The following is a 10,748-nucleotide window of genomic DNA, read 5'->3' as shown; positions in this document are numbered from 1 at the left end:
AACCCGAGGAAAGCGATAAAGTGCCCCTGTCGGTTGTTAACTTCTAATCATCAAAATTAACAGGTGGTGAAACTAAAGGGAAATGCGGTTGGTGCCGAGCTTGCAGAACCCATTGAGAACCTAGGATTGCAGTGGCTTTTTATTACGCTGTTGATCGTAGGAATCGTTCAAATGTCGGCCGGACTCTTTCGCTTAGGTAAGTTTGTTCGCTTGATCCCCCATCCGGTCATGATGGGATTCGTAAATGGCTTGGCGATCGTGATCTTTTTGTCGCAGTTGGGCATGTTCAAGACCACGGTCGACGGTCAGCGCGAATGGCTTTCAGGAGCCCCGCTATATACCATGATGGCGTTGGTAGCCTTGACCATGCTGATCATGTGGTTACTTCCTAAGCTCACCAAAGTGGTGCCCTCGGCAATGGTAGGGATCGTCGTTGTGGCCGGATTGGCCATCTCGGTCGGACTCGATGTTCCGACCGTGGGGTCATTCATCAGAGACGGAGGCGGTGAAGGGCTCAGCGGTGGCTTACCGGTTTTTCAGTTTCAAATCTTCGGGTTATTCGATACGCTGCAGGGCTATTGGGGATTGATCCTTTCTACGGCATTCATTTTGGCCGCGGTCGGACTCATTGAGTCGCTTATGACCTTGAATCTCATCGACGACCTCACCGAAACGCGCGGTTCGGGTAATCGCGAATGTTTAGCTCAGGGAAGTGCCAACTTGACCAATGGTTTGTTTGGCGGAATGGGAGGTTGCGCCATGATCGGGCAATCGCTGATCAATGTGAACTCGGGCGGACGAGGCCGTTTGTCAGGAGTCGTAGCGGCGGTTGGGTTACTTTCATTCATCCTCTTTGGATCCTCGCTAATTGAGCAAATCCCCATAGCGGCCTTGGTCGGGGTGATGTTCATGGTGGTGATCGGAACTTTTGCCTGGAGTAGTTTTAGAATACTCAACAAAATTCCCTTGGCCGATGCCATCATTTTGATCGCCGTGTCGGCCATTACGGTGTGGCAGGATCTAGCTATCGCCGTATTGACTGGAGTTGTGATGAGCGCATTGGTTTTTGCTTGGCAGAACGCAACTATGATCTGCGCCAGAAAACGGATCAAGGAAGACGGAACAAAGGTTTACGAAATCTGGGGACCCTTATTTTTCGGATCCATTCAGTCGTTCAACTCGAAGTTCGAGGTGAGCGAGGATCCTGTAAGCGTAGAGATCGACTTCATTGAATCTCGCGTTAGCGACCACTCGGGAATTGAGGCTATTTGGAATTTAGTGAACAAGTATCACGATCAGGGTAAGCAAGTCCGCTTGACACATTTGAGCCCTGAATGCCAAGATCTTCTTAGAAAGGCAAGCCCTCTCTTCGATGGTTCAGTGATTGAAAAGGCCATCGATGATCCTCGTTACCACGTAGTTACAGACCTCATGGATGCAGAGGTCTGACGGAGCCGGGTTCTTTTCCCTATTTTAGGCGGAAATTTTGAATCGCATGGAAGCCGAAATCGCGAACAATCCGCCCCTGTTCAGTAACGATGCTATTGTATTTGGACTCTTAATGGCCGCTTTGGGTCTCGTCTTTTATACGGCAGAGTTCAAAAGTAAAGGCTGGAAGAAATTCTATACTTTCTTCCCTCCTCTTCTCATGTGCTACATGATCCCAGCCCTGTTGAACTCCTTCAACATCATCAGCACAGAGATCAGTGGCCTATACACCATGGCTAAGAATTATCTCTTGCCCACGGCATTGATACTAATGACCTTGAGCATCGATTTTCGCGGAATCGTAAATCTTGGACCCAAAAGCTTGATCATGTTTTTTACGGCCACGTTCGGAATCGTCCTTGGAGGGCCATTCGCCGTTTGGCTTATGAGCATTATCTCCCCCGATGTGGTGGGCGGTGTTGGGCCCGATGCCGTTTGGCGCGGACTGTCAACGCTCGCCGGTAGCTGGATCGGCGGTGGAGCGAATCAGGCGGCTATGTTGGAGATCTATCAATACAACCCGGAAAAATATGGCGCCATGGTCCTTGTGGACATCATCGTGGCCAATATCTGGATGGCCTTTTTACTCTACGGAGTTGGGAAACAAGTACAGATCGATAAATGGCTTAAAGCCGATAGTTCTGCCATAGAAGAATTAAAACAAAAGGTGGAAGCCTACTCCAAGAGTATCGCTCGCATGCCCACCTTGCGCGATTTCATGATCATTTTAGGCGTCGGATTCCTCGCTACAGGACTTTCTCATTGGGGAAGTGACCTAATAACGGGCTTCATTACTACAAGTGTTCCTGCTTTGGCCAAGTCGGTGTTGAATTCGGGGTTCTTCTGGTTGGTGGTTCTGGCCACAACAATTGGCTTGGCCCTGTCGTTTACCAGAGCAAGAGAACTCGAAGGTGCCGGAGCATCGAAATTCGGTAGTGTATTCATCTATGTGTTGGTAGCAACGATCGGAATGAAGATGGATATTCTAAAAATATTTGACAATCCGGGGTTGTTGGCGGTCGGACTCATTTGGATGGCGTTTCACGTGATCCTGCTGTTCATCGTCGCCAAGATTATACGCGCTCCGTACTTCTTTTTAGCGGTAGGGAGTAAAGCCAATATTGGTGGGGCGGCAAGTGCTCCGGTAGTTGCGGCGGCCTTTCATCCCTCACTGGCTCCAGTGGGCGTATTGCTCGCCGTGCTGGGTTATGCGCTTGGGACCTATGGTGCCCTGTTCTGTGCCCAATTGATGGAGCTTGTATCGTCCTAGGTGAAAACATATTACGATATACTGAGACTTAGAGAAGATTGCCGTGATGAAGATATAAAGCGGCAGTACCGGGTGTTGGCGAAAAAGTATCACCCCGACCTCAATAGCTCCGAAAGGGCTCACGAGCAGTTCATTGCCGTAATGAAGGCTTATAAAACGCTTTCAGACCCTACCCGGCGCGCTCATTACGACCGTGGCCTCAAGTATATTCGATCGAGAAAGCCGTACGACGCCAATTCCTACACTCGACAGCATCCACCCAATCCTTCTTCTGGACGATACAAGACCGAGGCGGAACGCAATAGGGACTACGAACGCAATCGGCAGCGAGCTTGGCTAAAGCACCTCAGACGCATTAAAGAGGATTCCGGTTACTTCGAAAAGTTCAAAAAATACGCCCTCTGGGTCTCGGTAGGCAGCCTAATGCTCGCACTCACCTTTTTCGCCGACTATGGCCTAACGACCTCTGGGCCTGTGGAGCAAGTAGTTGCCAAGGAGTATCTTTTTCCTAAAACAAATGATCCGAGCGACCGCGAATACTACCACATCATTACCGCCGAACAGCAGCACAGGGTGTATTTCGAACTGGTCGACCCCATTAGGCCCGGGGACCGCATCAGCTTGAAGCGAAGTCCTATTTACGGCATGACGCTAGGTATCGATGTATTGAAGAACGACCAACTGATAAGAATAAAAAATCCGGCGGTAGAGGCCCGATTCAAGTTCTTCAGTCTGTTACTGGGCGTTTCCGTTCTAACGTTCTTCTACAAAGACAAGAACGAGGTCGCGGTGAATCTTACATTGATCAATTTGTTACTGCTCGCGATCAACGCTCTGATGCTAACGCTCAGTATTACAAATTAATTATTGCCCAGAATCAACGGTAGTCCGTCTTTCCCACTACCCACGACCACCACTTTTGAGTTGGGTGACTCGGCTAACTTCATCGTGGCTTCTATACCCTTGTCGCGAAGAATGTTTTCGTTGAGCGAGCGACTTAAAATAATATTTGCATCGGATTTACCCTGAGCTTCGATGCGCAAACGCTCCGCTTCTTTTTTAGCGCGATCGAGTTTAAACTCATACTCCAGGGCCGCCTGTTCCTGCTCGAGCTTCCGCTCAATGGCCTGTTGAAGTTTTGTAGGAAGCTCTACTTCGCGAATTAGAACGGCATCGAGGAAGAGGTTTTTCTCCTCCATTTTAGCGTAGGTTCGATTAAAGATCTCCACCTGTATTGCTTCGCGTTTCGTGCTGTATAACTCCTCGGGAAGGTATTCACCGATCACCTCTCGCGTGGCCGACCGAATTTCGGGAATAATAATGGTCTCGAGGTAGTTCTTGCCCACCTCATCGTGCAAATATCCGATTCGAGAAGGCACGGGGTTGTATCGATAGCTGATCTCTGCCTTAATGGTCAAACCATTTTTTGACAGCACCTGCATGATCGACTTATCCTCTTGAATCTTGACGTTGTAGACGAACATCTTGTTCCACGGCGCAATGAAATGGAAACCTTGATTGAAAACCTGTTCTTTATCGAGTCCTCCACCAAATCGACGGAAAAGAACTCCTTTTTCTCCCGGATTGATCGTAACGGTAATACTCGACCACAACAAAATGAGGACGAACACACCAATTCCGGCGACAATGACTAAACTCCGCAGTCTTGGGTCCATATGCTAAAGATTATTTAAAGCGATTTCTACAAAGGTAAGGGTTTCTCCCTAATGGGCTGATTAGTATCCCCGATTCCTTTTTCGCAAAAACCACTCCAAGGAGATGAACCCGAGTAAAATGAAGAAAAGATAGCGTTGTTCGATCAACTCTTCGAGCACGCTTTGCTCGTATAGCACGGGTTTCACGGACTCATCGGCCCTTATGATCTCTTCCAATGTCACAATGTCAGCAGGAGCCACAAGTGCACCTCCGGTTCCTTCGGCCCACTGTTTCAGCAGGGCATGGTCGGCCTGAAGATCGCGTTGCTCCCATTCAAGTGCACGCACGGTGAATGCCCCCCTCTTGACGTATGACTCGCCTCCCCAATCGGTCCGGGCCTCCCAGGTATACGTACCAACAGGCAAGACTCCTGCATTCAAAGCAAAGTCGTTGTTTCTTCGCGAAAATGTGAACGGATACTCTTTTCCTTCCTCGTCCTGAATGACGATGCGGACCTCCGGATCGGTGATGGGCTGGTATGAAGCATTGTACACTTCGGCCCGCAGGGCCACAGACTGATTCTCATCGAATAAACGGTCGCCTTCAACCCTGAAGCGCTCGCGATTGCTTGATGAAGCGAGGTATTGCGCCGAACGCAGCACCCAGTCATCGAAATGTTCGTGGGTCTTATTCACCTGATAATCAGCCAAACGCCAGCGCCAAATGCCTTCTCCCAAAACTACGGCCCAGCGACGATCGCTCCGATCGCCGTACGCGGCCAACGCTTTTTCCGTTGCGATGTTACCGACCTTTTGACGCAATAGCACCTCAATCCCCGGGTTTGCCGAAACCTCACCAAAGGGCACGGTAAGTGGCGGTACGTTTCGGAACCAAGTGTACGTTTCGGTTTCCAATTGGAAGGGCGTGAATCCCTTCACTTCGGCCGGATTCACCTCGTCGGTTTCTTTATCCTGCTGTGTAACATCCACCAAGGGTTGCCATGGTGCTCCGGGTCTTCTGCTCAATTGAGCCCCCGTAATGGTCCACACGGGTACCTCGGAGTTTTGAATATTTGACCAAAGCGATTGCTCGCGGCTAAAGTCGGGTTTGTGGAGGATCAATAAGTTGTAATCGGAAAGAGCGAACACATCGCGACCGATGAATTTCTGATCTACTTCGTAACGTTCGTTTTGTTGCAAAGCGCTTCGTAACGCCGCCAAATCAGGGTGTGGAGCCGAGGCAAGCAATAGGATCTTCTGACGCGTATCGATAACCTCCACGTAGAATTCAGAAGCGTTGTTGCCCGTATTTTGCTCTTCAACAGAACTACTGACGACTAAGGTGTAGCGATGCAGGCCAATAGCTCCGGCCGACAATTCAAAGTCCACCGTTTGAGTAAATCGATCCACATCGGGCTCCAGTTCGGCCGTTTCGATGACTCGGCCACCTGAGGACAAGGACACCTCCAACTTGAATCCGGCCATTCCGTTGGCTCGAATCACCGCTTGCACCGGAAAGCGATTCCCCAGGAATGCGAGTTCATTGTGTCGCACCTCGGCAAAGAACGCGTCGCGCCGTTGCGCCGTATCGCCCAAGGCCAAGGTGTAGGTAGGTGCGTCAAACGACTGAGCGCGGTAACGCGGGTCTCCACCTCTATTGAAGCGTCCGTCCGTGGCGATCACGAGTGCCCCGATATTGCGGTGTGCGTATCTATCGGTCCATTCGGTCAACAAGTTCGAATAATTCGTGAGCGGCTGAGTCAGCGAGTCGGCCAGGCCTTCAGTAGCCGTTCCGCCGAAGGAAAAAAGCCGCACTTCGTAGTCGTCGGACAAATTATCGGCGAGGGCTTGCACATCGCGCCGCCAGGCGCCAAAATCGAAATCCGAATCTCCTTCGGCAATGCTGCGTGAAGCATCCTGACCGATCAGGATCAGCGGAGTTTCGCGGGTGACTTCTGTAAAACGCAGAAAGGGCTCGAGCAAGAAGAACGCCAGGAACGCCACGAAAACCGTGCGCAGAATGGCCATAAGCCAGCGCCATCCTTGGGAAATCCCCTCAAATCGGCGATCGCGGTAATAAAGTAAAGCGGCGTATGCGATCCCCAAGGCACCGCAGAGGAGTACGGCCACCCAGGGGTAACTGAGCGTTAATTGCATATAGGTTCAACCCTTTTTAAGGCCAATTATTACGTGAGCATTCCTCCGTCGACATTCAACACCTGTCCGGTGACGTATGTAGATAGGTCGGATCCCAAAAATACGCAGGCGTTGGCGATGTCTTGTGGCGTACCTCCACGCTTGAGTGGAATGGCGTCGCGCCATCCTTGAACAGTGGCCTCGTCGAGTTTTCCGGTCATTTCGGTTTCGATGAATCCCGGAGCGATGACGTTACAACGAATGTTTCGCGATCCCAATTCAAGTGCTACGGATTTACTAAAACCGATGATTCCGGCTTTTGACGCAGCGTAATTCGCCTGACAGGCATTTCCTTTGACCCCTACGACAGAGCTCATATTGATGATGGAACCACTGCGCGCTTTAAGCATGGTACGTTGAACGGCCTTGGTCAGGTTGAACACGGATTTCAGGTTCACTTCGATCACGCGGTCCCAATCTTCTTCGCTCATGCGCATGAGGAGTCCGTCCTTGGTGATCCCGGCATTATTGATCAAGATATCGATGGTCTCAAAGTCTTCGAGTATGTTCTTCACGAGCTCTTCGGCCTGATCGTATTGAGCCGCATCGGAGCGGTACCCTTTGGCCTTCACGCCGTAGGCGGAAAGTTCCTTTGCCAAAGCCTCGCCCGCCTCCACGGAACTGAGGTAGGTAAAAGCGACGTTGCAGCCTTGTTTGGCGTATTCGTGTGCGATGCCGTTCCCGATTCCGCGGGAAGCACCGGTGATCAATGCTGTTTTTCCTTCGAGTAATTTCATTCGGTTGCGTTTAAAGGGCAAAGATAATATTCTATGGAGGTTCGGCGAAGCGAGTAAAATCAATGACTTCGAGGTGCCATTTTCCGTCGATCTTATAGGTTTTATAGCCCAGCCGCGCTATGATGAGTCCGGCCGCTACGAATCCGGCCGAAACCAGATAACTCCCCTGCTCTAATCCAAGCACTTCACCATTAATGAGCGCGTTTACCGTTACGATCCCGGCAAAGACAACCCCCGCCATCGACACGGTAAATCCGTTAGCAATTACGGCCATATTGAATTTCCGGATTTTGTAGATCGAATCGAGCGGTACCCGTTCGCTGCTAATGTATAACGCCTTCGGCGTGATGCTGCCCAGGATGCCTCGGTACTCCCCCCCTGGCGTAATGATCTTTACGTTATCTCCGATCTCGAATCGCTCCATTTTCGCCGTCCCTTGTTTCTTGACCAACAATAAGGCCGACTGGGCAGAGCTCGCCAACGAAAAAGTCGTAAAAAGAATAAGGATCAGATGCTTTACGCTCATACGGCCAAGGTAGTAAAGATGCCTGACGAAAATAGTGTACTTTAACCACATGAGTCGAATACTCAACAGCCTCTTATCGGCCCGCTACAGGCCGTTGATCATCCTGATCTTCGTCGGAGAGATCATCTTCTTCTTACCCTTCGTATTGGTACGCTTTTTCAGATCCACGATCTTGGAAGTCTACGACGTCAATAACTTCGAATTGGGGTCTTGTTTCTCCGTCTCCGGTATCGTAGCCATGATCTCCTATGTTCTCGGCGGTCCGCTGGCCGATCGGTTCGAGGCCAGGCATTTGCTTTCGGTCGGACTCTGGGCTACGAGCGCGGGAGGGTTCTACGCCGTTGCCATTCCCGACTATAACGGGTTGCTCGTTCTGTACGGCTATTGGGGTTTTACTACCATTTTCCTTTTTTGGGCAGCACTTATACAGGCCACTCGTTAGTGGAGAGGAAAAGAGATGCAGGGAAAGGCCTTTGGGTTTCTCGAGGGCGGACGAGGCTTGGTGGCTGCCTTAGTAAGTGCCTGTGCGGTCGGTTTCTTCGCTTGGTTTTCACGAGACCTCGGTGCCTTTGCCCCCGTGCAACGCCGAGAAAACTTTCAAATAGTCTTGTTACTCACTTCGGTGATCGTTTTCAGCGCGGGACTCTTCGCCTACTACGGAATCCCCAATTCAAAGAATAAAATCCAAAAACGACTCCACTACGTCAGAACTTCAGAGATCGTGCAGCTTATAAAAAACCATCGGTTTGGCTTCAATCGCTGATCGTGATCTGCGCCTACGTCGGTTACAAGATAACGGACGACTATTCGCTCTTCGCCAATGAAGTACCGGAAATGGATCAAGTGAAAGCTGCCGGAGTCGCCACGGTGGCGATTTGGCTTAGGCCGGTATTTGCCATCGCTGCCGGATTACTGATCTATTTCGGTCTTTACTCGGGTGCTGCCTTCATTGCCTTTGCCCTTTTGAGTACGGCCCTGATCGGTATCTACGGATTGCGCGGGGTCTATTTCGCCATCATGAACAAAGGAGAGATCCCAATAGTCTTAACGGGAACGGCCGTTGGGATCATTTCGTTCCTAGGCTACACCCCGGACGTCTTTATAAGCCCGGCCATGGGGGTACTTACTCGATACGTATCCGGGCCCTAAGGGCCATGAAAAGGTATTTGGCCTAATGACCTTCTTTGGAGCCATTGGATGGATAGGTTCCGTCGTTTTTCGAAGGCTCACAGACGTCTCAGTTCGAATCGAGATCATCGGCCGGCGATCGCATAAAGTAGAACAACTCATAACGGCGAACCCAGGTCACAACCGAAGCCATAAGAGCCAGCGCGATCGGGCGAACGATCATTCCGGGTTCCAAATTAGTCAGGTACACCCCAATAGCACCGATCATTAGGGCCGTAAAACCAATTCCGGCATAGGCGCGAAGACCTTTGATCAAGAGTCCGATAGTCCCCAAGATCTCGAGACCGCGAACGAAGTACTGAAACCAAACGGGAAGTTCCCAGCTGGCGAAACGCATATCCCAAAAGACGGAAGTTACCTCACCGCCAAATTCGATCGGAAATATCTTTGAGGCACCTGAGAGGGCAAAAAGGGCAAAGAGCAAGAGGGCGAAAAACCACCCAATGATGTTGAAGATTCGAGCTTTCATAACTACAGGATTTTACCTTGAAGTTAGTACGCTCTAAGCCCGTAAAAAATGATTTTTCTTAGTTGCGGATCAACCCAACACTTCGGCCATACGTTTGCCGACGTGTGCAGGAGAATCAACTACATGAATACCGCAGCCGCGCATGATGGCCTTTTTCGCTTGAGCCGTATCCTCCGCTCCACCTACGATAGCTCCGGCGTGCCCCATGGTACGTCCGGCCGGTGCAGTTTCCCCGGCGATAAATCCAACAACGGGCTTGGTACCGTTCTCTTGGATCCAATTGGCAGCCAATGCCTCCAAGTTTCCGCCGATCTCACCGATCATAACGATTCCGTCCGTGTCCGGGTCGTTCATCAACAATTCTACGGCTTCTTTAGTGGTAGTGCCGATAATCGGGTCTCCTCCGATTCCGATAGCGGTTGAAATTCCCAATCCGGCCTTTACGATCTGGTCGGCAGCTTCGTAAGTAAGGGTTCCCGACTTCGAAACGATTCCGACCCTTCCAGGATGGAAAACGAACCCGGGCATGATACCCACTTTCGCTTGTCCCGCGCTGATCACGCCCGGGCAGTTTGATCCGATCAAACGACAGTCTTTGTCGGCGACGTACTGCTTCACCTTGGACATATCCTGAACGGGAATACCCTCTGTGATGGTCACGATCACCTTGATGCCGGCATCGGCAGCTTCCATGATAGCATCTGCGGCAAATGCGGGCGGAACGAAAATGATAGAAACATCGGCCCCGGTTGCATCCACTGCGTCAGAAACCGTGTTGTAAACCGGACGATCGAGGTGGGTTTGGCCACCTTTGCCCGGAGTTACACCCCCAACAACGTCGGTTCCAAATTCGATCATTTGACTGGCGTGAAAAGTTCCCTCACTTCCGGTGAACCCTTGCACGATCACTTTTGATTCATTGTTGACGAGTACGCTCATGGTGTCTATATTTTCATTTTTTGAGTCAGACCACGGCAAAAATAGACCATAGCGAAAGCATAACAAAGTTTTTTGTGATTCGCTTCCCGATGTCCCGACCGGCAACCGTTGTATAATTTTCTTATCTTTTCACAACTTAACCCCTAATTCTCACATTATGAAGATGAAGACTTCCCCGTTATGAGACAGTTCTAAACTATCGAATTCGATTCAATTTGTTGTACAGATTTACTCTGTTTGTATGACCAAGGACTCATTCCGTTGAGAGATTGATGAGGAT

Annotated in this window: 12 protein-coding genes; 6 read left to right on the top strand and 6 right to left on the bottom strand. The window is 50.4% G+C overall.

Annotation, left to right across the window (positions count from 1 at the left end):
- The first annotated feature begins 63 nt into the window (after nucleotides 1-63).
- The 3 genes from J4F31_10855 to J4F31_10845 are packed head-to-tail and all read left to right on the top strand — an operon-like array spanning nucleotide 64 to nucleotide 3,622.
- A complete protein-coding gene (locus tag J4F31_10855; protein ID MCE2497057.1) occupies nucleotides 64-1,449 on the top strand; it encodes a SulP family inorganic anion transporter in 1,386 nt (461 codons plus the stop codon).
- A gap of 46 nt (nucleotides 1,450-1,495) precedes the next feature.
- A complete protein-coding gene (locus J4F31_10850; protein MCE2497056.1) occupies nucleotides 1,496-2,758 on the top strand; it encodes a DUF819 family protein in 1,263 nt (420 codons plus the stop codon).
- Entirely contained in the window at nucleotides 2,759-3,622 is an 864-nt protein-coding gene (locus J4F31_10845; GenBank protein ID MCE2497055.1) for a J domain-containing protein, read from the top strand.
- Here J4F31_10845 and J4F31_10840 read toward each other — a convergent pair.
- From J4F31_10840 to J4F31_10825, 4 genes are read right to left on the bottom strand one after another with little or no spacing between them, the layout of a single operon-like run.
- Nucleotides 3,619-4,434 (bottom strand): prohibitin family protein, encoded by an 816-nt coding sequence (locus J4F31_10840; GenBank protein MCE2497054.1) that lies wholly within the window; start codon nucleotides 4,432-4,434, stop codon nucleotides 3,619-3,621. The two genes, J4F31_10845 and J4F31_10840, sit on opposite strands and share 4 nt — an antisense overlap.
- 60 nt (nucleotides 4,435-4,494) lie before the next feature.
- A complete protein-coding gene (locus J4F31_10835) occupies nucleotides 4,495-6,570 on the bottom strand; it encodes a hypothetical protein (protein ID MCE2497053.1) in 2,076 nt (691 codons plus the stop codon).
- Nucleotides 6,571-6,599: 29 nt separating this feature from the next.
- Nucleotides 6,600-7,346 (bottom strand): 3-oxoacyl-[acyl-carrier-protein] reductase, encoded by a 747-nt coding sequence (gene fabG, locus J4F31_10830; protein MCE2497052.1) that lies wholly within the window; start codon nucleotides 7,344-7,346, stop codon nucleotides 6,600-6,602.
- A 31-nt stretch (nucleotides 7,347-7,377) separates the two neighbouring features.
- Nucleotides 7,378-7,872 carry a hypothetical protein gene (locus J4F31_10825; protein ID MCE2497051.1) on the bottom strand — a complete coding sequence of 165 codons (495 nt, stop codon included), beginning with the start codon at nucleotides 7,870-7,872 and terminating at the stop codon, nucleotides 7,378-7,380.
- A gap of 49 nt (nucleotides 7,873-7,921) precedes the next feature.
- Here J4F31_10825 and J4F31_10820 point away from each other — a divergent pair, with 49 nt between their 5' ends.
- Genes J4F31_10820 through J4F31_10810 form a run of 3 tightly spaced genes read left to right on the top strand, consistent with a single transcriptional unit; the run spans nucleotide 7,922 to nucleotide 9,021 of the window.
- A complete protein-coding gene (locus tag J4F31_10820; GenBank protein ID MCE2497050.1) occupies nucleotides 7,922-8,314 on the top strand; it encodes a hypothetical protein in 393 nt (130 codons plus the stop codon).
- 15 nt (nucleotides 8,315-8,329) lie between these two features.
- Nucleotides 8,330-8,635 carry a hypothetical protein gene (locus J4F31_10815; GenBank protein ID MCE2497049.1) on the top strand — a complete coding sequence of 102 codons (306 nt, stop codon included), beginning with the start codon at nucleotides 8,330-8,332 and terminating at the stop codon, nucleotides 8,633-8,635.
- A gap of 2 nt (nucleotides 8,636-8,637) precedes the next feature.
- Nucleotides 8,638-9,021, top strand: a complete 384-nt coding sequence (locus J4F31_10810; protein MCE2497048.1) for a hypothetical protein — start codon at nucleotides 8,638-8,640, stop codon at nucleotides 9,019-9,021.
- Between the two features lie 88 nt (nucleotides 9,022-9,109).
- On the opposite strand, the gene J4F31_10805 is transcribed toward J4F31_10810, so the two are convergent.
- Complete coding sequence (locus tag J4F31_10805; protein ID MCE2497047.1) at nucleotides 9,110-9,529, bottom strand: DoxX family protein; 420 nt, start codon at nucleotides 9,527-9,529, stop codon at nucleotides 9,110-9,112.
- 69 nt (nucleotides 9,530-9,598) lie between these two features.
- Nucleotides 9,599-10,468, bottom strand: coding sequence for a succinate--CoA ligase subunit alpha (gene sucD / locus J4F31_10800; GenBank protein ID MCE2497046.1), 870 nt, complete (start codon nucleotides 10,466-10,468; stop codon nucleotides 9,599-9,601).
- Nucleotides 10,469-10,748: the final 280 nt, after the last annotated feature.

The sequence above is a fragment of the Flavobacteriales bacterium genome (assembly GCA_021296215.1).
Taxonomy (GTDB): Bacteria; Bacteroidota; Bacteroidia; order Flavobacteriales; family ECT2AJA-044; genus ECT2AJA-044.
Note: the sequence above shows the minus strand (reverse complement) of the source record. Positions and strands in the feature narration are given on the sequence as shown.

Coding starts and splice junctions, on each gene's coding strand:
- J4F31_10850 (MCE2497056.1), top strand. CDS start 1,496: ATGGAAGCCGAAATCGCGAACAATCCGCCCCTGTTCAGTAACGATGCT.
- J4F31_10840 (MCE2497054.1), bottom strand. CDS start 4,434: ATGGACCCAAGACTGCGGAGTTTAGTCATTGTCGCCGGAATTGGTGTG.
- J4F31_10835 (MCE2497053.1), bottom strand. CDS start 6,570: ATGCAATTAACGCTCAGTTACCCCTGGGTGGCCGTACTCCTCTGCGGT.
- fabG (MCE2497052.1), bottom strand. CDS start 7,346: ATGAAATTACTCGAAGGAAAAACAGCATTGATCACCGGTGCTTCCCGC.
- J4F31_10825 (MCE2497051.1), bottom strand. CDS start 7,872: ATGAGCGTAAAGCATCTGATCCTTATTCTTTTTACGACTTTTTCGTTG.
- J4F31_10820 (MCE2497050.1), top strand. CDS start 7,922: ATGAGTCGAATACTCAACAGCCTCTTATCGGCCCGCTACAGGCCGTTG.
- J4F31_10815 (MCE2497049.1), top strand. CDS start 8,330: ATGCAGGGAAAGGCCTTTGGGTTTCTCGAGGGCGGACGAGGCTTGGTG.
- J4F31_10805 (MCE2497047.1), bottom strand. CDS start 9,529: ATGAAAGCTCGAATCTTCAACATCATTGGGTGGTTTTTCGCCCTCTTG.
- sucD (MCE2497046.1), bottom strand. CDS start 10,468: ATGAGCGTACTCGTCAACAATGAATCAAAAGTGATCGTGCAAGGGTTC.